General features: G+C 57.1%; 24 protein-coding genes. 23 read left to right on the top strand and 1 reads right to left on the bottom strand.

The window, feature by feature from the left end; all coding sequences use genetic code 11:
* Positions 1-31: 31 nt before the first annotated feature.
* Positions 32-787, bottom strand: a complete 756-nt coding sequence (locus AB7F49_RS16225; RefSeq protein WP_428524104.1) for an SDR family NAD(P)-dependent oxidoreductase — start codon at positions 785-787, stop codon at positions 32-34.
* Between the two features lie 265 nt (positions 788-1,052).
* Here AB7F49_RS16225 and AB7F49_RS16220 point away from each other — a divergent pair, with 265 nt between their 5' ends.
* The 23 genes from AB7F49_RS16220 to AB7F49_RS16110 all read left to right on the top strand — a co-directional run.
* Entirely contained in the window at positions 1,053-2,279 is a 1,227-nt protein-coding gene (locus AB7F49_RS16220) for an ABC transporter substrate-binding protein (protein WP_428524102.1), read from the top strand.
* A gap of 84 nt (positions 2,280-2,363) precedes the next feature.
* Entirely contained in the window at positions 2,364-3,161 is a 798-nt protein-coding gene (locus tag AB7F49_RS16215) for an ABC transporter ATP-binding protein (protein WP_428524100.1), read from the top strand.
* A complete protein-coding gene (locus AB7F49_RS16210; protein WP_428524098.1) occupies positions 3,158-3,874 on the top strand; it encodes an ABC transporter ATP-binding protein in 717 nt (238 codons plus the stop codon). The genes AB7F49_RS16215 and AB7F49_RS16210 overlap by 4 nt, the downstream gene beginning before the upstream one ends.
* A 4-nt stretch (positions 3,875-3,878) precedes the next feature.
* Positions 3,879-4,745: a branched-chain amino acid ABC transporter permease gene (locus AB7F49_RS16205; protein WP_428524096.1), complete on the top strand. Its 867-nt coding sequence runs from the start codon at positions 3,879-3,881 to the stop codon at positions 4,743-4,745.
* Positions 4,742-5,719 (top strand): branched-chain amino acid ABC transporter permease, encoded by a 978-nt coding sequence (locus AB7F49_RS16200; RefSeq protein WP_428524094.1) that lies wholly within the window; start codon positions 4,742-4,744, stop codon positions 5,717-5,719. Before AB7F49_RS16205 ends, AB7F49_RS16200 begins: the two co-directional genes overlap by 4 nt.
* Before the next feature lie 46 nt (positions 5,720-5,765).
* Complete coding sequence (locus AB7F49_RS16195; RefSeq protein WP_428524092.1) at positions 5,766-7,430, top strand: AMP-binding protein; 1,665 nt, start codon at positions 5,766-5,768, stop codon at positions 7,428-7,430.
* A 298-nt stretch (positions 7,431-7,728) separates the two neighbouring features.
* Complete coding sequence (locus AB7F49_RS16190) at positions 7,729-9,456, top strand: thiamine pyrophosphate-binding protein (RefSeq protein ID WP_428524090.1); 1,728 nt, start codon at positions 7,729-7,731, stop codon at positions 9,454-9,456.
* A gap of 245 nt (positions 9,457-9,701) precedes the next feature.
* Positions 9,702-10,634 (top strand): LysR family transcriptional regulator, encoded by a 933-nt coding sequence (locus tag AB7F49_RS16185; RefSeq protein WP_428524089.1) that lies wholly within the window; start codon positions 9,702-9,704, stop codon positions 10,632-10,634.
* A gap of 144 nt (positions 10,635-10,778) precedes the next feature.
* Positions 10,779-11,744 carry a TRAP transporter substrate-binding protein DctP gene (gene dctP, locus AB7F49_RS16180; RefSeq protein WP_428524087.1) on the top strand — a complete coding sequence of 322 codons (966 nt, stop codon included), beginning with the start codon at positions 10,779-10,781 and terminating at the stop codon, positions 11,742-11,744.
* Between the two features lie 107 nt (positions 11,745-11,851).
* Positions 11,852-12,364, top strand: a complete 513-nt coding sequence (locus AB7F49_RS16175; protein ID WP_428524086.1) for a TRAP transporter small permease — start codon at positions 11,852-11,854, stop codon at positions 12,362-12,364.
* A gap of 6 nt (positions 12,365-12,370) precedes the next feature.
* A complete protein-coding gene (locus AB7F49_RS16170) occupies positions 12,371-13,690 on the top strand; it encodes a TRAP transporter large permease (protein WP_428524084.1) in 1,320 nt (439 codons plus the stop codon).
* Positions 13,687-13,929, top strand: coding sequence for a helix-turn-helix domain-containing protein (locus tag AB7F49_RS16165; protein WP_428524082.1), 243 nt, complete (start codon positions 13,687-13,689; stop codon positions 13,927-13,929). Before AB7F49_RS16170 ends, AB7F49_RS16165 begins: the two co-directional genes overlap by 4 nt.
* A gap of 139 nt (positions 13,930-14,068) precedes the next feature.
* The gene (locus AB7F49_RS16160; RefSeq protein WP_428524080.1) at positions 14,069-14,992 is read left to right on the top strand and encodes a LysR family transcriptional regulator; all 924 of its coding nucleotides are present in this window, start codon (positions 14,069-14,071) and stop codon (positions 14,990-14,992) included.
* A gap of 134 nt (positions 14,993-15,126) precedes the next feature.
* Complete coding sequence (gene trbB, locus AB7F49_RS16155; protein WP_428524078.1) at positions 15,127-16,125, top strand: P-type conjugative transfer ATPase TrbB; 999 nt, start codon at positions 15,127-15,129, stop codon at positions 16,123-16,125.
* On the top strand, positions 16,122-16,454 hold the full coding sequence (locus AB7F49_RS16150) for a TrbC/VirB2 family protein (protein ID WP_428524076.1): 333 nt from the start codon (positions 16,122-16,124) through the stop codon (positions 16,452-16,454). The genes trbB and AB7F49_RS16150 overlap by 4 nt, the downstream gene beginning before the upstream one ends.
* Positions 16,451-16,723, top strand: coding sequence for a VirB3 family type IV secretion system protein (locus AB7F49_RS16145; protein ID WP_428524074.1), 273 nt, complete (start codon positions 16,451-16,453; stop codon positions 16,721-16,723). The genes AB7F49_RS16150 and AB7F49_RS16145 overlap by 4 nt, the downstream gene beginning before the upstream one ends.
* A gap of 10 nt (positions 16,724-16,733) precedes the next feature.
* Positions 16,734-19,169: a conjugal transfer protein TrbE gene (gene trbE, locus AB7F49_RS16140; protein WP_428524072.1), complete on the top strand. Its 2,436-nt coding sequence runs from the start codon at positions 16,734-16,736 to the stop codon at positions 19,167-19,169.
* Positions 19,166-19,906 carry a P-type conjugative transfer protein TrbJ gene (gene trbJ / locus AB7F49_RS16135; protein ID WP_428524070.1) on the top strand — a complete coding sequence of 247 codons (741 nt, stop codon included), beginning with the start codon at positions 19,166-19,168 and terminating at the stop codon, positions 19,904-19,906. The genes trbE and trbJ overlap by 4 nt, the downstream gene beginning before the upstream one ends.
* A complete protein-coding gene (gene trbK-alt / locus AB7F49_RS16130; protein ID WP_428524068.1) occupies positions 19,903-20,292 on the top strand; it encodes a putative entry exclusion protein TrbK-alt in 390 nt (129 codons plus the stop codon). The genes trbJ and trbK-alt overlap by 4 nt, the downstream gene beginning before the upstream one ends.
* On the top strand, positions 20,292-21,641 hold the full coding sequence (trbL, locus tag AB7F49_RS16125) for a P-type conjugative transfer protein TrbL (RefSeq protein WP_428524066.1): 1,350 nt from the start codon (positions 20,292-20,294) through the stop codon (positions 21,639-21,641). Before trbK-alt ends, trbL begins: the two co-directional genes overlap by 1 nt.
* The gene (gene trbF / locus AB7F49_RS16120) at positions 21,641-22,330 is read left to right on the top strand and encodes a conjugal transfer protein TrbF (protein WP_428524064.1); all 690 of its coding nucleotides are present in this window, start codon (positions 21,641-21,643) and stop codon (positions 22,328-22,330) included. Before trbL ends, trbF begins: the two co-directional genes overlap by 1 nt.
* Complete coding sequence (trbG, locus tag AB7F49_RS16115; protein WP_428524062.1) at positions 22,327-23,334, top strand: P-type conjugative transfer protein TrbG; 1,008 nt, start codon at positions 22,327-22,329, stop codon at positions 23,332-23,334. The genes trbF and trbG overlap by 4 nt, the downstream gene beginning before the upstream one ends.
* A partial coding sequence (locus AB7F49_RS16110; protein WP_428524060.1) for a TrbI/VirB10 family protein occupies positions 23,331-24,496 on the top strand: 1,166 nt, incomplete at its 3' end. The genes trbG and AB7F49_RS16110, both read left to right, overlap by 4 nt.

The following is a 24,496-nucleotide window of genomic DNA, read 5'->3' as shown; positions in this document are numbered from 1 at the left end:
GAATCCTGGCAAGCTAATCGAACTCCTACTCCTATGATAGTCTGACAGCGCCGTCGAGACGTATAGTCTCTCCGTTGAGCATCGCATTTTCGCAGATATGCAACGCCAGCATAGCAAACTCTTCCGGCTTGCCCAGTCGATGAGGAAACGGAATCAGCGACGCCAGTTGTTGCTGAACGCTCTGTGGCGCAGCCCGCAAAAGCGGCGTGTCAAAGATACCCGGAGCAATCGCATTGACCCGAATTCCACGCTTCGCAAACTCTCTAGCCAAAGGTAACGTCATCGAGGCGACGCCGCCCTTCGAAGCACTGTAAGCAGCCTGGCCGACCTGACCGTCGAAGGCAGCAATCGATGCAGTATTAACAATGACTCCCCTCTCGTCATCCTCGACTGGTTCAAGCGACAGGCACACCTCGGCAAAGAGTCTGATGACGTTAAAGGTTCCAATCAAATTGACATCGACGACGCGGTCGAACGATTCAAGCGGCAATGCTCCATCTTTTCCAACCGCTCTACCCGCATCGCCCACGCCGGCGCAATTTACTAATATCCTGGCGCCTCCATGGAGTGCCGCACTCTCCGAAATAGCCTTTTGAACTCCCTTCGGATCGGTGACATCACATTGCAGCGCAACTCCACCTATTTGTTCAGCGACCGCTTTAGCCGCCTTTAAATTTTGGTCGAAGATGGAAACTCGAGCGCCGCGCTTTGCCAGCAAGCGTGCGGTCGCCTCACCTAGGCCCGACCCTCCTCCAGTAACTATTGCGGCACCTTCAGTACAGTTCATATCGAAGCTCTCCTACCAAAACATTTCATCTTCATTCTTCGGGCGGTTTCGCAAGCGCCCTTACGTCGGCAACGTGACCGCGACGCACCTGCTAATGATGATTCGCATAACAATCCGATTTTTGGGCCGAACGTCAAACATCGAATAAGGCAAGTTGTCGCGCAAGTCAATTTGGCTGTGGCGGGACAGATAATTTGATGCTAATATTTAGCCACGCGTCCAACAAAACCACTAAAAAAACCAACGCTCGACTAGGGAGTTTCAAATGAAACAAATACTTGTGGGTGCGGCCCGCCTGACTCAATTGACCATTTTTTTGGGTGCGGCAGCCGGCTCGGCTGTAGCTCAAACGCCGGACGTGCCGGGCGTTACAAATAGCGAAATTAGGATTGGTCAGACCAATCCGTATAGCGGCCCTGTTGCCAACCTTGGTGTAAATGGAAAAGCAGACATTGCGTACATCAAGTGGCTCAATGACAAAGGCGGCGTCAACGGCCGAACGGTTCGCCTAACATCACTAGATGACGGCTATGTCCCGCCTCGTACGCTCGAACAAACACGCAAACTCGTCGAGCAAGACAATGTTGCATTTGTCTATAAGAGCATGGGAACTGGACCAAATTCAGCGATCACAAAGTATCTCAACGATCGGCGCGTTCCCCACATTTTCGCTTCTGTAGGTAATGCAAAGTTTTTTAATCCCGCAGAAACGCCTTGGCTTGTTCCGTTCTATCTACGCTTCGTCGATGAGGCGAAGGTAACCGCAAAACACCTTGCCAAAACGCGCCCGGACGCAAAGATTGCCGTACTTTTTCAAAACGATGACTTCGGTCGTGACTTCTTGTCGGGAATACGAGAGGCTCTTGGATCAAACGCAGATAGGATGTTGATTAAACAATCTTCTGTCGAGGTAACTGACCCATCCGTTGACTCTCAGATTATTTCTCTAGCTGAGACGAAGGCAGACGTTCTGTATTTAGCAGCCGTGGCTCCGCGTCCCGTTACACAAGCTATTCGAAAGGCGGCGGATCTCGGTTGGAGCCCTACATTCGTTTTACCTTCGGTAACGAATACTCCTGAAGTGGTTCTCAAACCCGCCGGCCTAAATAATGCAAAAGGCGCACTTACAGTCAACTTTCTCAAAGATCCGAATTCTTCACAATATTCGAACGACGATGATGTGAAGGAATGGCACGCCTGGATGAACAAATATCTCCCGGGTGCAGATAAGACGAACACATTCTATGTGACATCTTTCTTTGCCGGAAGCATGCTGGCGCATGTCCTGACGAAAGCCGGCGACGATCTTTCTCGCGAGAATATCCTAGCGCAAGCCATCAACATGCGAGAGCTGAAGTTCCCGATGTTACTTCCCGGCATCACGGTCAGCACGAGCCCGAGCGATTACCGACTAATTCGTAAGATGCAGATGTTTCGCTTCGACGGAAGTAGCTGGCGCCCTATGGGCAACGTTGTTAGCGCTGACGATTGAAACGCGCATATTACGGGGCTGCCAGTTCTCGCTCCTTATGAGCGGCTTCGGGGCTACGCTTGCCAGCGAACGAAATTCGAACCCATGCAGAACATTGCTTCGGAGATATCTGCCTCTGCGCCGCTACTTGCGGTCAAGAAACTTAAGGTCAATTTTGGAGGCATCGCTGCCTTGGCCGATGTTTCGTTTTGCGTGGAGCCTGGGATTATCTGTGGGCTCATTGGACCAAACGGCGCTGGAAAAACTACCTTGTTCAACTGCATTAGTCGTCTCTATAACCCGTCTTCGGGCGATATCATTTTTGAAGGTAGCTCCCTGCTGCGCGAGCAAGCCTCTCGAATAGCTCGCCTTGGTATTGGTCGGACATTTCAGAACCTGGCTCTGTTCGACAGCTTATCTGTTTGGAGCAATGTTCTTACGGGCCGACACTGTAGACTTCGTGCCAGCATGCTGGGCGACATCCTAAGACTGCCTTCGGTTCGTGATGAGGAGAGGGAAAGTGCGCGCGCGGTAGACGAATTGATTGAATTCCTTTCCCTTCGTACGGTACGTAACGCAATTGTCGGCGACTTGCCATTTGGAGTCCGCAAGCGGGTTGAACTTGCTCGTGCTTTGGTCTCACAGCCCAAATTGCTTTTGCTTGACGAGCCAGCGGCAGGCTTAAATCACGAAGATGTTGAGGCATTGCGAACACTGATCATCGGGCTACGTGAGCGATTTCGTATAACCATTCTTCTCGTCGAGCATCATTTGAATTTGGTAATGCGTGTCTCTGATCAAGTCATCGCATTAGAGTTTGGGCGAAAGATTGCTGATGGTGTTCCGGGAGCTGTACAAGAGCATCCCGATGTTATTCGCGCCTATTTAGGATCATCGCAATGACCGCGGTACTTGAAGCGCGCGGTCTTTCAGCGGCTTACGGTCATCTGCACGTTCTACACGACATAGATCTGGCTGTCGGCGATGGTAAAGTCGTCCTGTTGCTGGGCGCAAATGGAGCGGGAAAGACCACGACACTGAGAGCAATATCGAATTTGATGGTACGAACGCGAGGCGAAGTAACCTTTCTCGGTACATCAATTCAAGGCAAGTCCACTGAATCGATAGCGCGGATGGGAATTGCCCATGTCCCAGAGGATCGCGGCACTTTCTTGCATCTTACCGTCAAAGACAATTTGGATTTGGCAACTTATTGCCGCTCAAACAAATCGCTCATTCGCGCTGATATACAAAGGGTCTACGATCTCTTTCCACGACTGAAAGAAAGAGAGCGGCAGGCAGCCGGAACGTTATCTGGCGGCGAACAGCAGATGCTGGCTATCGCGCGCGGTCTCTTGTCAAAGCCGAAGTTGCTCCTCTTGGACGAACCGTCGTTTGGCCTCGCGCCGTTGGTGGTTGAAGAAATATTTCAAATCCTATCGGAAGTGCGGGCCAACGAAGCCGTGAGCATTCTCCTCGTCGAGCAGAACGCGAAGATTGCGCTACGATTTTCCGACTACTGCTATTTGCTGGAGACCGGCCGTATCGTGATGGAGGGGCCCGCGTCGCGCTTCATAAACGACGACGCTATTAGAAGGTCATATTTGGGATACTGACAGAATGGCGGCGTTTGCTCATCAGGTAATTTCGGGTGCAGCTATCGGGCTGATTTATGCTTGCCTCGCACTGGCACTGGTCATGATTTACCAAGCGAGTGGGCAGATAAATTTCGCTCAAGGCGAAATGGCAATGTTTTCTTGCTATGTGGCATGGTTTTTGGTGGAGGCTGGTTGGCCTTACTGGATAGCTTTCGCATCGGCGTTAGTATTTTCGTTTGCTTTTGGATTTCTCCTGCATCGAGCAATTCTACGGCCGCTGGATAAAGCGCCAATCATTTCAAGCATTATCGTTTTTGTCGGCCTGCTGTTCATTATCAACAGCTCGGCCGGCTGGCTCTTTGGATACGAAATGCAGACGTTTGCTAGCCCATTCCCGCATGGGTGGCAGCTAACTTATGTCTCATCACACGAAGTCGGTCTTGCTGTGATTACAACGGCAATACTGCTGCTCGTATATTCCTTTTTTCGATTCTCGAAACTTGGCCTTGCGATGCGTGCGGCTGCGCAGAATCCAAATTCTGGGCGGCTTTTGGGTATTCCAGTTGATAATTTGGTTTCGATCGGATGGGGATTAGCTGCGACGATCGGAGCGCTAGCAGGAATGATGGCGGCGCCGATCGTCTTTATTGACCCAAATATGATGTCGGGTTTGTTGCTCTATGGCTTCGCGGCCGCACTGCTGGGTGGCATCGACAACCCCGCTGGTGCAATCCCGGGAGGCGTCATAGTAGGAATTTTAGAGAATCTCGTCGGTGCCTACGTCGTTGGAACGGAGTTAAAGTTTATCGTCGCTTTAGTATTGATAGTCGTCGTGCTGTTGGTGCGTCCCAAAGGTCTATTCGGGCAAGCTCGGGTCGAGCGAGTATGAACCACGAACTTCAAAACAGCCGGATTAAGTTTGCGGGAATTCTCGTTGCTATTGCCGTCATAGCGGTCGCGATTCCGCTATTGGCGCCAAACTATTATGTCCTACAGGCGACGACAGTATTGACTTATTTGATTGCCTTACTGGGCTTGAACCTCCTCACCGGTTACAATGGGCAAATATCGCTGGGTCATGGCGCGTTTTACGGTCTAGGGGCCTACATCACTGCCATTTTAGTTGTACACGCCGGATCACCTTATTGGGTGGCTATTCCGGTGGCCGCATTTGTTTGCATGATTGCCGGCTTCCTTTTTGGAATTCCGGCCTTGCGACTAGAAGGACTCCATCTTGCTCTCGCAACATTCGCTTTAGCGGTAGCCCTGCCACACCTGCTTAAACATACCTCGCTGGTTTCTTGGACCGGCGGCTTCCAAGGTCTCTCAATAGGTACCGTTACCGCACCCGCCTTCCTTTCGATAAATCCAGATCAATGGCTTTACTTTCTTTCGCTCGCGATCGCCGCGCTAATGTTTTGCGCTGCTTGGAATATTGTGAGGGGCCGCAGTGGTAGAGCGATCACAGCGATCCGCGAAAACCCTATAGCCGCGACATGCATGGGCATTAATGTCCCCTTTTATAAGACAATGACTTTCGGCGTAAGCGCCCTATACGCTGGGATAGCGGGGTCGCTTAGCACACTCGCGGCGCAGTTTGTATCGCCGGACAGCTTTCCATTTATTCTCTCAATCACATTTCTGGTCGGCGCGGTTGTAGGAGGGCTTACCACATTAGGGGGTGCACTTTTCGGAGCTCTTTTTATCCAGTTCATCCCGATTGTGGCGGACCATGTATCCAAGGCTGCCCCATCGGCGATCTTCGGAGTCACGCTGATTGGTTGCATTTTCCTGATGCCTGAAGGGGTTGTTGGATCGCTGCGTTCTAAGCTGAGGGCACTCAGTCGCAGAGAGAGGTCATAACTGTGAAAAATCGTGCAAGCGAATTCCATCAGCGAAAGTGAACATCATGAAACATTCTGACGATGCTTTGAATGCACCAATGCCGTTCACCGTCGTTGGTGATCCATTGTCCGACTACCGTCCGGAGCACCTCTACCACTTCTTGCGACGCTCGGCGCAGCAATTTCCGACACGCACCGCGCTAGTCTTCAAAAACGATCGGATTACTTATAGTGAATTGAACACGCTCGTTTTGCGTGCCGCCGCCGGCTTGCAGCGACTAGGAATAGCACGCGGTGACCGGATCGGCATTTGCATGCCGAACCATCCGATCGCAGTCATACTGTATTTTGCTGCGATGAAAGCCGGCGCAACGGTTGTGATGATGGGTCCCTTTTACGCGGAGCCAGCATTGCTCGGGCAAGCAAGAGACGCAGGGTTGAGCCTGATTGTTACTTTAGATGAGAACTTGCTCAGGGCGAAAATCGAGAACGTCGCGAAACAAGCCTCGATAAAGAAGGTTTTGCTTGCAAACCCTGACACGACACGGCTCTTTGCTGGGCAGCTTCCAAAAGTTGATGGCGATAGCAGTACCACTGTGGACCTTAGTGAACTTTTGGCGTTTCACGCTGAGCCATCTTCCGTCAGTTGCGATCCGCTGACTGACTTGGCAGTTATTCAATATTCCGGCGGCACTACGGGACAGCCAAAAGGAGTCATGCTCACACATGGCAATTTCAGCGCGGCGATACGACAATTTCAGATCATCTTGCCGATGATTGGCCTCGGGACGGATACGCTTTTGGCGGCTGCACCGTTCTCCCATATTTCTGGCATGAACGGAGTGTTGGGACCCGCAATTGCGTGGGCGGCAACGATTATCGTGATCGATCGCTTTGAAGCTGCGGAGACAGCGCGATTGTGCATTTCCAACGAGGTAACATACATGTTGGGAGTGCCAACAATGTTCTTTGCTCTTATTGAGGCGTCCGAGAAGCTGCAACTTAAGTGGCCAGCTCTCAAATGCGCAGTCAGCGGCGGAGCGGCGCTCCCCGAAGCCGCTAAGAACAGATTTGAAGAAGTTATAGGAAAGCCTCTCCTGCATGCTTATGGGCTAACGGAGACTTCACCACCCGCGACGATGCCCTATCCAAATCGCAGCATTCCGGCTGCATCATGTGGCGAAGCTGTTCCTGGTTGCGAAATTCAAATTCGCTCCCCCTCGGATCATTCAAAAATCTTGCCTTTCGGTGAAATTGGCGAACTGTGCGTCCGTGGCCCCCAGGTTACGCTTGGTTACTGGGACCGTCCCGACCTCAACCGAGACGCTTTTGTCGACGGCTTTCTAAAAACCGGGGATCTCGCTTATATTAGTCCAAATCGTCTGATTTATGTCGTAGACCGGCTCAAAGACATTATCATTTGCAGCGGCTTCAACGTCTATCCGATTCGTGTTGAAGAAGCTATTTTTCAGCACCCCGCAATTTCCGAAGCGATTGTTTTGGGCGTCCCTGACGCTTATCGGGGGGAGACGGTAAAGGCTTTCGTTACGCTTCGTGAGGGGTACACTCTATCGCTCGAACAACTACAGGACTTCTTGAGTCCGCTTCTCTCTCCGATTGAAATGCCGAAGCAATTAGAGATCCGAGACAAACTCCCTCGTTCCCCTGTCGGAAAGTTGAGCCGGCTCAAGCTGCGTGAGGAGATCATGAGTAAGAAATCACTTGTGTAGTTCTGCTTTGTGCATCACCGCCTTGCTGTACACAGACGCGACCGCACAGTTTCGAAACGCATCGGCTCTGTGACAGCCTTGGCGCGAACAGCGTCGCCGGTCTCAGTACGCGGCTGTCATCCCCGGCAATATTGAGTCTGCGGACTAAATCGGCCGGCTTCGCATCGGAGCTATTCTTGCTAGGCGCATATAACTCAGATTAATGGCATTCGCCATTATCGCTATTTGACAGGGTTCTCAGAACACTAAGTAATTGCGCACACATTGAGCGATCCACCCCCGTCGAAGGTCATTTTTCATGAATGCCTATCCATCCACGGCAATAACGCTCGCCGAACTTATGGCGGCCACTGGACTTAGCTATTGCTATGGGGTTGCAGGATCCGGAAATTTTGTGATCAGCCATGCTCTAACAACATTTGGCACTGAATATGTACCGGCTATGCACGAATCTAATGCGGTAATGATGGCTTACGGCCACGCCCGGACTACGCAGGAATTGATCGCAGCAAGCGTACATTCCGGTCCGGGGCTTACAAATGCTCTAACGGCGATCGCAGAAGCAGCAAAGGGGGGTGTACCGCTGCTCGTTCTGGCGGGCGATGTAGCGGCCGGCGACGTCAGAAGTAATTTTTGTTTTGAACAGGCTAAAATGATAGAGTCAGTTGGCGCGGTAGCCGAACGAGTATACTCTCCGGATTCCGCCGTTCGCGACCTGTGCCGAGCGTTGAAACGGGTGGTTCGAGGCGGCGAAACCGTAGTTCTGAGTCTGCCAGAAGATGTTCAAAACGCTCCTCATACAACTCACGTCGATTTCAAGTCGCTAGTTCGGGACATTAAGTCCGACACCTTTCTTCCTATTCGTACCGTTCCCGACCCTGACGTCCTTGAAATACTTGCTGACGCGGTCGAGCGTTCGCAATATCCGCTCATACTTGCTGGCCGCGGGGCTATTCGGGCGCGCACCTCACTGTTGTCTCTTGCGCAGGACCTGGAAGCGTTGCTCGCCACCAGTCTGGCAGCTCATGGCCTGTTTGCGGGAGACGACTGGTCGGTGGGGATTTCCGGAGGTTTTGCGTCACCCGCAGGCTTGGAGTTATTGCCCCAATGTGACCTCATCTTGGGATTCGGCGTAAGCTTTACACATTGGACTACGCGACAGGGACGCCTAATTAATCCGCACGCCACGTTGGCGCAAATTGACAATACCCTTTCTCGGCTTGGTGCTCACCGTTTGATTGACATTCCCGTGCTGGGTGACGCCGAATTAACGGCCCGTGCACTTCACCAAGTATTAAGGCGGCGCGGCATCCGTACTCGATCCAAGTGGCGCAAAGACAATGCAACTAGGGCAACTATATCTCAATATGGGAAACATGTTGCTCCAAAAAGCGCTTCCGATGGACCTGAATGCCTAGATCCGCGTTTGTTGACTTACGCAATCAACAACATCCTGCCCACGGAGAGAACGATTGTAACAGATGCTGGCCATTTTATGGGTTGGCCTCCGCTTTATTTATCTCCTCCGGATGCAGAAGGATGGTGCATGCCTACTGCATTTCAATCCGTCGGCTTGGCACTAGGGTGCGCAATCGGAGTTAGCGTAGCGCGGCCCGATCGACTTGTTGTGCTGGCGATTGGCGACGGTGGGCTTATGATGTCGATGAGCGACTTCGCAAGCGCCATCAGTTCAAGGCAACGAATGTGCATTATCGTATACAACGACAGCGCATATAGTGCCGAGCTTCACTACTTCAAACATAGAGGCTTAGAGACGGATATCGTCACGTTCCCGACCTACGACTTCGCAACAATAGCGAAAGCATACGGGGCAGAAGCTGTCACCGTTCGGTGCACCGCTGACCTCACTCGGCTGAAGGATTGGATAGATCGCGGAAGTCCGGGGGTTTTGTTGCTCGATTCAAGGGTTGATCGCAGCATCGAGGGTGCATGGTTTAGAGATGCCTTTACTCAGCCGATAAAGTTATCGAAGGCAACTTCCCACCTTTCGACTGCGGCTGAATAGCTGCACATTTGCTTCGCGATGGCTTTGGCGGCACGCGCGGCTTTTTAGCACTTGCCCCTGATTGGCTTCCAAATCGGCAATTTAAGATGCCATTTACGTGGTCAGAAGAATCGATATGCTTTTGCACGCCAGAGAGGCCGGCCTTCTCTAGAGCGGGAGACTCAGGCACGCTCGCAGTTTAATCTTCGATCTTGATGTCGCCGTAGGGGCGCATGTGAACCACAGCTTCAAGGTGAGGACACACGTTGCTTGATCCCAAGCTGGTGATTCAGGTCCTTGCGATTGCGCAGACTGGCTCCATCAGCCGAGCAGCTGAGACGCTCGGTATTTCGCAGCCGGCTCTGTCAAATAGTGTCGCAAATCTTGAACGAGCGTTAGGCGTTCGCCTGCTTGAAAGAAGTCGTCAAGGCTCAAGATTGAACCATTTCGGCATCACCGTTTCGCGGTACGCAAGCGCCGTGAACTCGACGATCAACGCAATGATCGACGAAGTACGAGTTCAGTCCGCCGGCGGTACCGGGTCGATCGCTATCGGCGTGACCCCGATTGCAGCCGCAATGCTTGTGCCGGAGGCGGCTAGTTCATTGACGAACAAAGTGCCACACCTTGAGATAAATATAATTGAGGGCGCTGACGACATGCTGCTCGGGTTGCTGCTGGAAGCAAAAATTGAACTGTCAGTAGGCCCAATTGGCGTCGACTTTGTTCCAAACTCGATCGGAGAGATTCCCCTTCAACCGGACCCGTTCGCATTGGTGGTTCGGCCGAACCATCCCTTAGCAACTTCGAAGTCACTTTCACTTAGAGATCTTATCCACGAACAATGGATCTTACCTGATAAGGGCACGGCCCTTAGACGCCAAATCGAAGCAATGTTTCTGGTGGCAGGTCTACGAATTCCTCAATATAGCATAAATACCAGCTCAAGTGCGATGTTTGAAGAGTTGCTGTTGCGGACCGATCGCATCTCGATCATGTCACAGACGCTGATGAGTCGAACGAATTGCGCCGGCTTTGTTTGCATTCCGCTGAAAGAAGCAGGTTCGCCACGACTGCTTGGGATTAAGCATCTACATCGTAATGCATTTTCCCCAATAGCGATCGATTTAATTGAGGAACTCAAACAAGCCGCTGCGAACGCGAAGCTTTCATTACGCAACTCTAAGCGCCGCTCTTGATCCTTGTTTTTCATCTTACCATAACTTAGGGCGATGACGTTCAACAATATTCATATTTGACAAAGTGAACCGGCTACGGCGCTATTGATTCAATTAGAAACACCATTCGGCTCGGCGAGTGGAAATGACTACTGGGAGGAATGTATGCGGCTGAGTTTCGCGCCAATAGCGCTGCTGGCTTCTCTGTCACATGCCTCCTTCGCGGAAGCTCGTGAAGTGGTACTGCGTGCAGTATCCGCCTGGACAGAAGGTACTGAGTTTTCTCGCAACTTCGAACGCTTTATTGATAAGGTAAATGCAGACGGAAAGGGAGAAATTCAAATACGATACATAGGTGGCCCGCGTGCAATCCCGACCTTCGAAATTGGGAACGCAGTGCGATCGCGAGTCGTCGACATCGCGAATTCCACGGGGGCATACTACGCAAATATAATGCCAGAGGCCGATTCGATTAAGTTGCTTTCTTTGCCCATGTCAGTTCAGCGCTCGAATGGTACGTGGGACTATTTAAATCATCTTCACAATCAGCGCCTAAACAGCTGGTACCTCGCGCGACAGTTCCACAATGTGAAGTACCATCTCTACCTCAATAAAAAGATTCACGGCCTGAACTTACAAGGACTCAAGATCCGAGTTACGCCAATTTATCGAGATATCGTAGAATCGATGGGCGGGGTTCCAATAACTACCTCACCGAACGATATTTATACGGCCCTAGAACGTGGCGTCGTCGATGGCTTTGGTTGGCCCATTACAGGAATTTTTGACCTTGGCGTCCAGAAAGTCACAAAGTACCGCCTTGAACCAGGTTTCTATAGCGCCGATGCCAACGTGCTGGTGAATCTCGACGCTTGGAAGGAATTGAGCGATACGCAGCGCAGAATACTAAATGAGGCCGCACACTGGTTGGAAGCATTGGACTTCGACAAAGTGGCGGACATTAGAAGAGAGCGCGAGCAGCAGACAAACGCCGGCATCGAACCGCTTACGCTTAGCTCCGAAAACGAAAAGACGTTTCTCACTCTGGCCAAGGAATCGGCTTGGAAGTCCATAGTTAAGCGTGCGCCCGAGACTGGCCCCCAATTGCAAGCGCTCTCCGAGAAAGAGTAGATGCTTCAACCGTAATCAGTTACTCGCGGCTTTACCATCACTTCTCGCACTTCTTGTTCGTAGGTCAGAAAAACCATAGGCGCACAGCAGCACCAGAGAATGTCTATATGAATTACCTCTCCTATTCTTATGGCAAGTTCTTAGAGATACTTGCTAACTCAGCAGCGTTACTGCTGCTCGCTATGGTCCTGATTGTCGCGGGCGACATCTTGCTCCGCAACTTGTTTGTCAGAGGCATTCTTTGGGCTAACGAGATGTCCGAATATGCGCTTTATCTGATCACTTTGCTCACTGCGCCATGGTTGCTGCGTCGCGGCCAGCATGTGCGGCTCGATATTCTCCTTACCGCGCTGCCGAAGGGTGTCGCATGGATTATGGAGGCGATCGGCGATATCGCAGGCTTTATAGTCTGCCTTATCATGATCCGTTACGGCACACTGATGACATTTGACGCGCTTCAAATGGGATCGCTCACTATCAAAAACCTGATCGTTCCGGAGTGGTGGATGTTTGCGCCGTTGCCTCTCACGTTCTTTCTTCTGTCGATCGAATTCATCTTCCGCTTCCAACGGCTGCTGCAGAAGCGCGTTCCACGAGAGGACGCGACTTCGGTCGCCTAACAAGCAATGGCGTGGGGTGAAGCCAGTATTCTGCTGTTCGGCGGCCTAGTTGTGCTGATGGTGCTCGGCCTGCCGGTCGCCTTTGCGTTTCTGACGATCAACATCATTGGCGCTTCCATATTCATCGGCGGCGACTCAGGACTGATCCAGGTGAACCGCAACGCCGTGCAGTCGGTGACCGCATTCGCGCTCACGCCGATCCCGTTCTTCGTGCTGATGGGCGAAGTGCTGTTCCAATCCGGCGTCGCGATGAAGGCGATCGATGCCTTCGCGCTTCTGATCCGGAGGGTGCCGGGTAGGCTGTCAGTGATTGCAATCGTCGCCGGCACCGTATTCTCGGCAATCTCGGGCTCCACGATCGCAACGACCGCGCTCCTGGGTACGTTGCTACTTCCGACCATGCTTGCCCGGGGCTACGAGCCGAAAATGGCGATGGGTCCGATCATCGGGATCGGGGGCGTCGACATGCTAATTCCGCCGTCGGCGCTGACCGTGCTGCTTGGAAGCCTCGCCGGCATCTCGATCTCGGGCCTCCTAATCGGCGGCATAGTGCCAGGCCTAATCATGAGCGCGATGTTTCTCGCCTACATTATTCTTCGTTGCTACTTCAATCCGGCCTTGGCGCCGGTCGAGAAACTAGAAGAAGCGCCGTCGTTCTGGGAACGCTGGCGGCCGTTCATTATTTACGTGCTGCCACTGCTCTCGATCTTCGGCGTCGTGGTGCGTGCTATGACCGCGGGCTGGGCAGCCCCGACCGAAGCGGCCGCACTCGGTGCCGCCTGCACCATCGTCGCCGCGATCCTCTATCGCAGCCTTACTTGGCAGAATCTGATGAAGGCACTGCTCGGCACCGTCGCAGTCTCGGGAGTGATCTTGTTTATCATTCTTGGCGCCACGGTGTTTTCGCAAGTATTGAGCTTCTCCGGCGTGGTTAACGGCATCAACGGCCTAATCACAGGGCACGATCTTAGCACGTTAACAGTCCTGCTCGGCATGATCGCAATCTTGATCTTCCTAGGCTGTTTTGTCGATCAGGTCTCGATGATGCTGATTACCCTGCCATTTTTTATGCCCCTGGTGACAAGGTTGAACATTGACCCCGTTTGGTTCGGTGTGATGTTCTTGATTTGCATGCAACTCGGCCTGCTGCATCCGCCATTCGGCTTGCTATTGTTCACGATGAGAGGGGTAGCGCCACGGCATATTACCATGAATCAAATTTATCTCGCCGCCCTGCCCTATGTCGTAATCGCGCTCGCCGTGCTGTTCGGCATTCTGCTTTTCCCACCGATCGCGACCTGGTTACCGCAGCTTTTGGGAACATGATGCCCTCCGCCGGGAAATCACTAAAACATCGCGCACGGCTGCGAGTTGCACGCGGCGCTATTAACGAAATTGCATATGAGCTGGGCTTCGGGGACCCTTCGCACTTCGCCCGCTTCTTCCGCAAGCAAACGGGCATGACTTCGCAGGATTTCCGCGCCGCCCAATTGGCTACTCCTTCGAGGAATCTCAATGTTACCGCCTGTCCGCCAGATGACACATACCGAGCAAGGGTCAGCTAGCAGGCTCAGCGAAACGCCTATCAAGGAGAACATAGCAGCGCTAAGACACGGCCGCTAAGTCGATGCGGCTGGTCGCCTTGAACGCTCGGTAAGGTTGCGGATCGCGGCGCTGTTGCGATGGAATGGAGGAACACCGAAAATGTGCGTGGACGTACCGCATCTGCGCTATGTCGTTGCCGCAGCGGAGCATCGCAGTTTTCGGCGCGCAGCTGGCGTGCTCAGTGTTGCGCAGCCGACGTTGAGCAAGCGGATTCGCGAGCTTGAGGATCGCCTCGGCGTGATGCTGTTCGAGCGCTCGACTGGCGGTGCGTTTCTAACCACTGAAGGCGAAAGCTTTGTGACCGGTGCCAAACGTGTTCTCGCTGAACTGGACAGTATGGAGAGCCGCGCTAAAGCTGCGAAAGTCGGGAACGCGGGCCGTTTGGCTCTCGGATTCTATACCTCGCTGTCGAGCGGAGCGCTCGCCGACACTTTATGCGCCTTCACTGAGCAATACGCAAAGGTTGACGTCAACGCCATGGAAGCCGCTCGGTCAAAGCTGATCCCGCTTCTTGATCGTGGCGTCATCGACGTTGCAATAGTTCTGGGCGAACCTGTCCATCACGACTACGCAAGTATGAGCTTGTGGTCGGAGCGAATTATGGTCGCCCTCCCCAAAGCACACCCTCTCGCCGAACGCAACTTCGTCTATTGGACCGAACTGAAGGACGAACGTTTCCTTATGAGCATGCACGATCCCGGATCGGAGATAGAGGACATTCTGCTCAGCAAGCTGACCTCTCCGGGCGCTCGCCCGAACGTCAAACGCGTTAATATAAAGCACGATCATCTCCTTAGCCTAGTCAACCGCAAGCGGGGCGTATCCTTGATTTGCGAGTCATCGAGCGGCAACATGCTTGCCGATGTCGTATATCGCGAAGTCCGCGATGGCAATGGGCCGAGCCGACTTGGATACGCGGCCTACTGGCGACGCAACAATGAAAATCCGACTTTAAAGCGATTTCTGTCATTGTTGAAGGCCCATCCGGCTGTGCCGCCGACTTACAATGGCACTGACATTTGACCAGAAGAATCATATTTGGCCTGTATTTTTTCGCCCCGCTACGATGACCGTCTGACAGTTGTTGCACGAGTTAGCTTATTGCCTCTTCTATTTGGCCCCTGTGCCGCTGTTTGTCGGCGAGATGTGGGGGCGCAATGGGATCGGAAGGACATTCAACTGAGGCATTAACACGCGGCGCTCGGATGTTGCGTACCGCGCTTGGCGCGGACATCGCTGGCTTCCTCGAAGAGCCGAGCGTCGTTGAAGTGATGCTAAATCCTGACGGTCGCCTGTGGATTGACCGTCTCTTGGAGGGATTGTTCGACACGGGCGCAAATATTTCGCCTGCTGACGGCGAGCGCATCATCCGGTTGGTCGCACATCACGTCGGCGTCGAGGTCCATCATCGCGCTCCGCGCGTCTCGGCGGAACTGCCCGGAACGGGCGAGAGATTCGAGGGGCTGCTGCCGCCTGTCGTGTCGGCCGCGACGTTTTCGATCCGCAAGCCCGCTGTCGCCGTGTTCACGCTCGACGACTATGCGACGGCTGGCATCATGACGACGGCGCAAGCGGGGCTCCTGCGGGAGGCCGTCGCGGAGCGTCGCAACATCATGGTCGCTGGCGGCACCTCGACCGGCAAGACCACTTTGACCAATGCGTTGCTCGCGGAAGTCGCCAAGTCGGACGATCGCGTCGTCCTAATCGAGGATACCCGGGAGCTGCAGTGCCAAGCCCGTAATCTCGTCGCGCTACGAACCAAGGACGGAGTTGCTACACTATCCGACCTGGTGCGGTCGTCGTTGCGCTTGAGGCCGGATCGCATTCCGATCGGCGAGGTGCGCGGCGCCGAAGCCCTCGACCTTCTGAAAGCCTGGGGCACCGGCCATCCCGGCGGCATCGGGACGATCCATGCCGGTACCGCGCTCGGTGCGCTGCGCCGGCTTGAGCAGCTCATCCAGGAAGCCGTGGTGACCGTGCCGCGCGCCCTGATCGCGGAAACCATCGACATCATCGCCGTGCTCGCCGGCCGCGGCGCGCAGCGGCGCCTGGCTGAACTCTCACTCGTCGCCGGGCTCGATCCCACGAGCGGCGACTACGTCGTCCGTCCGTCCGAAGCGGGCGGCGATCTTTCAAGCAACGGAGACCATTCATGACCGCGCTGTCACGCGGCCTGCGCAGGCAGGTCGTATTGTTCATCGCCATCGTCACCATCGCCTCTCTGTCGGTGTCACCTGCCAGCGCAGCCGGCTCATCGATGCCCTGGGAAGCGCCGCTTCAACGCATCCTCGAATCCATCGAAGGTCCGGTCGCCAAGATCATCGCGGTGATCATCATCATCGTCACCGGCCTGACGCTGGCTTTCGGCGATACCTCAGGAGGCTTTCGCCGTCTTGTTCAGATCGTATTCGGACTGTCGATCGCGTTTGCCGCCAGCTCGTTCTTCCTCAGCTTCTTCAGCTTTGGCGGCGGAGCGTTGTTGTGACATACGCGGGCGAACCCATCGTCGGCTTCCATGCGCCAGTCCATCGCGCGCTGACCGATCCGATCCTGCTCGGTGGGGCGCCGCGCGCGGTCGCCATCGCCAACGGCACGCTCGCGGCCGCCGTCAGCCTCGGCCTGCGGCTGTGGCTCATCGGCATCATGCTCTGGGCAGCTGGCCACTTCGCGGCAGTCTGGGCCACACGGCGCGACACGCAATTCGTCGACGTGGTGCGCCGACATCTGCGCTACCCTGCGTATTTTCGGTCGTGAGGTTCGCACGATGATGAACCTCGCCGAGTATCGCAACCGCATCGCCCGCCTCGCTGACTACCTGCCCTGGGCCGCTCTGGTCGCGCCGGGCATCGTGCTCAACAAGGACGGATCGTTTCAGCGCACGGCTCGGTTCCGAGGTCCGGACCTCGACAGCGCGACACCGGCCGAACTGGTCGGCACGACCGCGCGGCTCAACAGCGTGCTTCGGCGATTGGGTTCAGGCTGGGCAATCTTCGTCGAGGCGCAGCGCAATCCGGCGACCGCTTATCCGGACAGCATGTTTCCGGAAGCCGCGTCCGCACTGGTCGATCTCGAGCGTCGCGAGCAGTTCGAAGAAGCCGGCGTTCACTTCGAGAGCCGCTATTACCTCACATTGCTCTGGATGCCGCCTGCGGAGGACGCCTCGCGCGCGGAGGGCTGGCTCTATGAAGGCCGCGAACAAACCGGCGTCGATGCCGATGAGTTGCTCCGCGGGTTCATCGACCGCACAGGTCGCTTGCTGCAGCTCTTCGAGGGATTCGTTCCCGAGGTCGATTGGCTCGACGATTCCGAGACGCTGACCTATCTGCATTCGACGGTCTCGACTAAGCACCAGCGCGTCCGCGTCTCTGAGACGCCGATGCACCTCGACGCGTTGTTGACGGATCAGCCCCTGGTCGGGGGTCTCGAGCCGCGGCTGGGCGATGCCCATCTGCGCACGCTCACGGTCATCGGATTCCCAACGGCGACGCATCCCGGAATCCTCGACGAACTCAACCGGCTTGCATTCGGATATCGGTGGTCAACACGCGCGATCCTGCTCGACAAGACCGAAGCCGTCCGGCTGCTGACGAAGATTCGGCGCCAGTGGTTCGCCAAGCGCAAGAGCATCGCGGCGATCCTCAAGGAGGTGATGACCAACGAGGCGTCGATTCTGATTGATAGCGACGCCGCCAACAAGGCTGCCGATGCCGATATGGCATTGCAGGAATTAGGCGCGGATGACGTCGGCCAGGCCTATGTCACCGCAACGGTGACGGTGTGGGATGAGGACCGGAACGGCGCGGCCGAGAAGTTGCGGCTGGTCGAGAAGATCATCCAGGGACGCGACTTCACCTGCATCGCGGAAGGGCTGAACGGGATCGAGGCCTGGCTCGGTTCTCTACCGGGTCATGTCTACGCCAATGTGCGCCAACCGCCGGTCTCGACACTGAACCTCGCGCACATGATCCCGCTTTCGGCCGTCTGGGCCGGCCCGGAACGGGACGAGCACTTTGCCGAGCCGCCGCTGTTCTTCGGCCGGACTGAAGGATCTACTCCGTTTCGCTTCTCCCTCCATGTCGGCGACGTTGGACATACATTGGTTGTGGGTCCGACCGGCGCCGGCAAGTCCGTGCTGCTCGCGCTGATGGCGCTGCAGTTCCGGCGCTATCCGGACTCACAGGTGTTCGCTTTCGATTTCGGGGGATCGATCCGAGCCGCCGCGCTTGCGATGCGCGGAGACTGGCACGACTTGGGTGGTAGCCTGTCGGATGACGCCGAGGCTTCCGTTTCGCTGCAGCCGCTCGCCAGCATCCATGATACGCCGGAACGGGCATGGGCCGCCGACTGGATCGTCGACATTTTGACGCGCGAGCAGATCGCGCTGACGCCCGAGCTGAAGGAGCATCTCTGGGCCGCACTCACCTCGCTCGCCAGCGCCCCAATCGGCGAGCGGACGCTGACAGGCCTTGCGGTACTGTTGCAATCCGCGAAGCTCAAGCAGGCGTTGCGACCTTACTGCATCGGGGGTGCCTATGGCCGGCTACTCGATGCGGAGAGCGAGCGCCTCGGTGAGGCGTCTGTCCAGGCATTCGAAACCGAGGGCCTGATTGGCACCGGCGCCGCTGGCGCCGTGCTGGCCTATCTGTTCCATCGCATTGAAGGCCGACTCGATGGCCGGCCAACACTGCTGATCATCGACGAAGGCTGGCTTGCGCTCGATGATGTTGGCTTCGCGGCGCAGTTGCGCGAATGGCTCAAGACCTTGCGCAAGAAAAATGCCTCGGTTGTCTTCGCCACCCAGTCGCTCTCCGACATCGATGGGAATCCGATTGCGCCCGCCATCGTCGAAAGCTGCCCGACACGGATATTTCTTCCGAACGAGCGGGCGATCGAGCCACAGATCGCGGCGATCTACCGCCGCTTCGGCTTGAACGACAGACAGATCGAGATCATCGCCCGCGCCACACCCAAGCGTGACTATTATTGCCAATCTCGTCGCGGAAATCGTCTGTTCGAGCTGGGTCTTGGCCCGATCGCGCTCGCCTTTTGCGCGTCCTCGTCCAAAACCGATCATGCGCTGATCGATCGCGTTTTCGCAGAGCATAGCGAGCATGGCTTCATTCATGGTTGGCTCGCCGAGCGCGATCTCCTCTGGGCCGCCGACCTTATCCCCGACCTGACCAACCTGGAAGCACCATGAGCACGAAGCATTCGTATATCCGCGCCGCGTTTGCTGAGGCAGCCGTCCTCACTGCGTTGTGGACCGCACCGGGGTCGGCTCAGCTCGTCGTCTACGATCCAAGCAACTATGTCCAGAACGTCCTCCAGGCGGCGCGGGCGCTGGAGCAGATCAACAACCAGATCAGCGGCTTGCAAAATCAGGCGCAGATGCTGGTCAACCAGGCCCGCAATCTCGCGGGCCTGCCGCAGTCCTCGCTCAACCAGATCCAGCAATCGATCCAGCGCACGCAGCAACTCCTCGGGCAAGCGCAGCGCATCACCTACGACGTTGGCCAGATCGATCACGCCTTCTCCTCCACCTACGGCGCGGCATCCACAACAGCCGCCGACCAGGCCCTGATCGACGGTGCGCGCGAGCGCTGGCGCAACTCCATTGCAGCCCTTCAGGACGCCATGAAGGTTCAGGCCGGTGTTGTTGCCAATCTCGACACCAATCGCGTGGAGACGTCTTCCCTCGTGACTGCGAGCCAGGGTGCGACCGGCGCGCTGCAAGCGATGCAGGCAGGCAATCAGCTCATCGCCTTGCAGATCCAGCAGATCGCCGATCTCACAGCGGCCGTAGCGGCACAAGGGCGTGCGCAGAACCTCGAAGCCGCCCAGCGCGCGGCCGCACAGGAGCAAGCCCGTGAGCAACTCCGCCGGTTCCTCACGCCCGGGGCGGGCTACCGGCCGACGACCGTCCGGATGTTCCGATGATTCAAGCCTGGTTGCAGTTCAAGCGCGGGGCCGAAAGCGATCGTGCGAACACGGTCCGCTCGCTCCTGCGTTTCGCAGCGATTGCCGTCGTCCTCGCCATCGCCATCATCGCCATTGGTGAAGCAAGTCGCACTCGCGAGGAGAGCCGCTCTGTGGCTGCGCCGGCAGCACCGAACGATCCGCTTTTCGTGGAACTTGCACGTTGTCGTGAGATAACCCCTGAACAACTGGCGGCCGATGACACCTGCCGCCGCGTCTGGGCGGAGAACCGCCGTCGCTTTTTCGCGCCGACCGCTCCAGTTGCACGGACGACCGACACGCCGTCGAAGACGCAAGACCGGATTCCGACGTCCGGCACTCCCATTCCATCCGATGAGGCGCGCTGATGGGTGGCACCGGCGTCATCGACCGTTTTCTTGGGGTCTTCACCCGTTACATCGATTCCGGGTTCGGGTTGCTCGGCGGCGAGGTGGCGTTCATCGCCACCACACTGATCGTGATCGACATCACGCTGGCGGCCCTGTTCTGGTCTTGGGGCGCGGATGAGGACATCATCGCACGTCTCGTCAAGAAGACGCTGTTCGTCGGCGTCTTCGCCTTCATCATCAGCAACTGGAACGCGCTCGCGCGCATCGTATTCGAGAGCTTCGCCGGCCTCGGTCTCAAGGCGACCGGCACTGGCTTCACTGCGACCGATCTCATGCGACCCGGCCGCGTGGCGCAGGTCGGCCTTGATGCCGGACGCCCGCTCCTGGAAGCGATCTCCGGCCTGATGGGCTACATCGCCTTCTTCGAAAACTTCGTCCAGATCGTGGTGCTGCTATTCGCCTGGGCTATGGTGCTGCTCGCTTTCTTCATCCTAGCGATCCAGCTCTTTGTCACGCTGATCGAGTTCAAGCTGACGACGCTCGCCGGCTTTATTCTTATTCCCTTCGGGCTGTTCGGACAGACGGCTTTCTTAGCCGAACGCGTACTCGGTAACGTCGTCTCCTCCGGCGTGAAGGTCCTGGTGCTCGCCGTCGTCATCGGCATCGGCTCGACCTTGTTCTCCGAGTTCACCGCGGGCTTCGGCGGCAACCAGCCGACCATCGAGGACGCGATGGCGATCGTGCTTGCCGCGCTCTCGCTGCTCGGACTCGGCATCTTCGGACCGGGCATCGCTAACGGTCTGATCTCAGGCGGCCCGCAGCTTGGCGCGGGATCAGCGGTCGGGACCGCGGTCGCGGCAGGAGGCGCCATCGTAGCGGGCGGTGCCGCAGCCAGCATCGCTGCGAGGGGAGCAGGGGCCGCGATCGGTGCGACCGCCGCGGCTGCGCGGGGTGGCGCTGCGCTCGCTGGAGGTGCCACGACCTCTTACAGCCTCGCTTCCGCGGGACAGAAGGGTGCGGCCGGCGTCGCATCGGGCTTGTCCGGCGCGACGCGTGCCGGTGCGGCACGAGTGGCGCACCCCGTGAGCCAGGCGGCGAGCCGCGCAGCCGGCTCAATGGCGGAGAGCTATCGCGGCGGAGCGCGCAGCGCCGTTGCGGCGACCGGCGGCTCGTCGACGATGGGCACGATCGGCGGAGCATCCAACGGCGAATTGGCTCCGTCTTCATCTTCGCCTCCGGCCTGGGCGCAACGCATGAAACGCCGCCAGACGATGAGCCATGGCGCGACTACCGCCGCTCACGCCGTCAGGTCCGGCGACAGCCACGGCGGCGGCACTTCGATCTCCCTCCGACAGGATGAACGCTGATGAATGTCTTCCGCAGGCCATCGGTGCGCTATGGCGCCACGCCCGAACCCGAGACGCCGTATCAGCGGGCCGCCCAGGTCTGGGATGAGCGCATCGGCTCCGCGCGCGTGCAGGCGAGAAATTGGCGCTTGATGGCGTTCGGGTCGCTCTTCCTGTCGGCCGGCCTTGCCTTCGGTCTGGTCTGGCAGTCGGCGCGCGGCTCGGTGGTGCCGTGGGTGGTGCAGATCGACAAGCTCGGTGAAGCGCAGGCCATTGGTCCTGCCATCGCCGACTACAAACCGGCCGACCCGCAGATCGCCTGGCACCTCGCGCGCTTCATCGAGCAGGTTCGTGCGATCCCGGTCGATGCCGTGATCGTCCGCCAGAACTGGCTGCGCGCCTACGAGTTCACGACCGATCTGGGTGCAGCAGCGCTCAACGACTATGCGCGCGCGAACGATCCGTTCACCAAGGTGGGCAAGCGCCAGATCGTAGTCGAGGTCTCCAGTGTCATCCGTGCCTCGCCGGATTCGTTCCGCGTCGCCTGGTTCGAACGGTCTTACGAGAACGGACAACTCGCCCTCATCGAGCGCTGGACCGCGATTTTGACCATCGCCCTGCAGCAACCGCGCGATGCCGACCGGCTCAAGCAGAACCCGCTTGGCATTTACGTCAATGCAATCCACTGGTCGAAGGAGCTCGCGCAATGAAAGCGCTGACATTCTTGAAGCCCGGACTTCTCCCATCGCTTCTTGTGATCGGCACAACGGCGCTTGGGGGCTGCGCGCAGAAGCTGCTTCCCCCCGACATTACCTATGACGACTTTGTACCGGCCGCCCAGGCTGCGGAGCCGCCAGCGCCTGTGCAAGTCGTTGAGGTCCCAAAGCCACTGCCACTACCCGGCCAACTGAAGCTTGTCGGAGGTGACAAGGCCCCACCGGAGCCGAAAGATCCGAAGGACCGCATCACCCAGGCCAACAAGGCTGCGCGCGTTCAGCCAGTGCGCAATGGCTTCATCAATGCAGTGCAAGTCTATCCGTTCTCGCCTGGTGCGCTCTATCAAGTTTATGCCGCACCGGGGCAGGTAACGGACGTCGCCCTGCAGCCGGGTGAGCAACTCGTCGGCTCCGGTCCGGTTGCGGCGGGCGACACGGTACGCTGGATCATCGGCGACACCGAGAGCGGAACGGGTGAAGCGAAGCAGGTCCATATCCTGGTGAAGCCGACGCGCCCGGACCTGCAAACAAACCTCGTCATCAACACCGATCGCCGGACATATCTCCTCGAGCTAAACTCGACAGACAAGACTTACATGGCATCGGTGTCTTGGCAGTATCCGCACGACCAGCTCATCGCCCTGCGGCGGCAGAACGCGGCGGCGCTCGCAGCGCAGCCGGTCGCAACCGGCGTCGACATCTCGTCTCTCAACTTCCGCTATCAGATCGAGGGCGACACGCCGGCCTGGCGGCCGCTGCGCGCCTTCGATGACGGCATCAAGGTCTATATCGAGTTCCCATCAGGCATCCGCCAAGGCGAAATGCCGCCGCTCTTTATTATAGGGCCGGGCGGCGACACCGAGCTCGTCAACTACCGTGCCCGCCAGAACTACTACATCGTCGACCGGCTGTTCGGCGCCGCAGAGCTGCGGCTCGGCGACAAGAACAGCGAGCGCCGCGTCCGTATCGTCCGTACCGACGGGAGGCGCCGGTCATGACGAAAGCTCCGCAGAGTGCGCAAGAAGTCACGCCGGATTTGCGTCTGCGTCCCGAGCGCCCACGGGTTACCCGGTTGTCGCGCAAGGTACTGGTCGGCCTCAGTGGCGTATCGGGTCTCGCAATAGCAGGCGCACTGATCTACGCGCTCCAGACCCGAAATGCCGGCCAAACAGCCAAAGAGCTTTATTCGACCGAGAATCGTCTAACCGCGGACGGTCTGACGAACTTGCCGCGCGACTATACCGGAATCCCGAAACTCGGACCGCCCTTACCGGGAGACCTCGGCCGGCCGATCCTGAGCGCGCAGAACCAGGGCCAGTCAATCCCTGCGGGTGGACCCTTGCCACAGCCCGGCATGACGCCGGAAGAGCAACGCCGCCTGCAGGAGATCGAGGCCGCGCGCCTCAGCAAGCTCTTCGCCGCAACGGCTATTCGTGTATCAGCGCCTGTTGCGCCGACAACAGGGAGCGCAATGCCAGGCACCGCGCTCGGCGTACCCGCAGAAGCGTCGCCGCTCGACCCGAATGCGGTACAGAACATGCAGGATCGCAAGCTCGCCTTCGTCAGCGGTCCGGTCGATCGCCGTACGGTGAGCCAAGATCGCCTTGCTAATCCGACATCTCGTTATGTCGTCCAGGCCGGCACGGTGATTCCGGCGGCGCTTCTCACCGGCATTCGGTCCGACCTGCCCGGCCAGGTTACCGCACAGGTGACCGAGCACGTCTATGACACGCCTAGCGGAAAACTCCTGCTTATTCCGCAGGGATCGAGGCTGATCGGCCAGTACGACAGTCAGGTGTCGTTCGGACAGAAGCGCGTTCTGCTCGTCTGGAATCGCATCATGCTGCCCGACGGCAAGTCGATCGTGCTCGAGCGCCAGCAAGGTGCCGACGCGCGCGGCTTCTCCGGTCTCGAGGATGAGGTCGACCATCACTGGTGGGATCTGCTCAAGGCGGCGACGCTCTCTACGTTGCTTAGCGTGGGTGCCGAACTTGGCTCCAATCAGGACGAAAGCGATCTCGTGCGCGCGCTGCGTCGCGGATCGCAGGACTCGATCAACAACACCGGACAGCAACTCGTCCGCCGTCAGCTCAACATCCAACCGACGCTCACCATCCGCCAGGGCTTCCCGGTGCGCGTGATCGTCAACCGCGATCTCGT

Source organism: Pseudorhodoplanes sp., from assembly GCF_050250235.1.
Classification (GTDB): Bacteria; Pseudomonadota; Alphaproteobacteria; order Rhizobiales; family Xanthobacteraceae; genus Pseudorhodoplanes.
The sequence above is the reverse complement of the archived record's forward strand: the minus strand, read 5'-3'. Positions and strand labels throughout refer to the sequence as shown.

Bases quoted from the DNA above. Each gene is read 5' to 3' on its own strand.
- AB7F49_RS16195 (WP_428524092.1), top strand. From the start codon at position 5,766: ATGAAACATTCTGACGATGCTTTGAATGCACCAATGCCGTTCACCGTC.
- AB7F49_RS16210 (WP_428524098.1), top strand. From the start codon at position 3,158: ATGACCGCGGTACTTGAAGCGCGCGGTCTTTCAGCGGCTTACGGTCAT.
- AB7F49_RS16175 (WP_428524086.1), top strand. From the start codon at position 11,852: ATGAATTACCTCTCCTATTCTTATGGCAAGTTCTTAGAGATACTTGCT.
- AB7F49_RS16200 (WP_428524094.1), top strand. From the start codon at position 4,742: ATGAACCACGAACTTCAAAACAGCCGGATTAAGTTTGCGGGAATTCTC.
- trbK-alt (WP_428524068.1), top strand. From the start codon at position 19,903: ATGATTCAAGCCTGGTTGCAGTTCAAGCGCGGGGCCGAAAGCGATCGT.
- trbF (WP_428524064.1), top strand. From the start codon at position 21,641: ATGAATGTCTTCCGCAGGCCATCGGTGCGCTATGGCGCCACGCCCGAA.
- trbG (WP_428524062.1), top strand. From the start codon at position 22,327: ATGAAAGCGCTGACATTCTTGAAGCCCGGACTTCTCCCATCGCTTCTT.
- trbL (WP_428524066.1), top strand. From the start codon at position 20,292: ATGGGTGGCACCGGCGTCATCGACCGTTTTCTTGGGGTCTTCACCCGT.
- AB7F49_RS16205 (WP_428524096.1), top strand. From the start codon at position 3,879: ATGGCGGCGTTTGCTCATCAGGTAATTTCGGGTGCAGCTATCGGGCTG.
- AB7F49_RS16220 (WP_428524102.1), top strand. From the start codon at position 1,053: ATGAAACAAATACTTGTGGGTGCGGCCCGCCTGACTCAATTGACCATT.
- trbE (WP_428524072.1), top strand. From the start codon at position 16,734: ATGATGAACCTCGCCGAGTATCGCAACCGCATCGCCCGCCTCGCTGAC.
- AB7F49_RS16165 (WP_428524082.1), top strand. From the start codon at position 13,687: ATGATGCCCTCCGCCGGGAAATCACTAAAACATCGCGCACGGCTGCGA.
- AB7F49_RS16150 (WP_428524076.1), top strand. From the start codon at position 16,122: ATGACCGCGCTGTCACGCGGCCTGCGCAGGCAGGTCGTATTGTTCATC.
- trbB (WP_428524078.1), top strand. From the start codon at position 15,127: ATGGGATCGGAAGGACATTCAACTGAGGCATTAACACGCGGCGCTCGG.
- AB7F49_RS16160 (WP_428524080.1), top strand. From the start codon at position 14,069: ATGTGCGTGGACGTACCGCATCTGCGCTATGTCGTTGCCGCAGCGGAG.
- AB7F49_RS16215 (WP_428524100.1), top strand. From the start codon at position 2,364: ATGCAGAACATTGCTTCGGAGATATCTGCCTCTGCGCCGCTACTTGCG.
- dctP (WP_428524087.1), top strand. From the start codon at position 10,779: ATGCGGCTGAGTTTCGCGCCAATAGCGCTGCTGGCTTCTCTGTCACAT.
- AB7F49_RS16190 (WP_428524090.1), top strand. From the start codon at position 7,729: ATGAATGCCTATCCATCCACGGCAATAACGCTCGCCGAACTTATGGCG.
- AB7F49_RS16170 (WP_428524084.1), top strand. From the start codon at position 12,371: ATGGCGTGGGGTGAAGCCAGTATTCTGCTGTTCGGCGGCCTAGTTGTG.
- AB7F49_RS16225 (WP_428524104.1), bottom strand. From the start codon at position 787: ATGAACTGTACTGAAGGTGCCGCAATAGTTACTGGAGGAGGGTCGGGC.
- trbJ (WP_428524070.1), top strand. From the start codon at position 19,166: ATGAGCACGAAGCATTCGTATATCCGCGCCGCGTTTGCTGAGGCAGCC.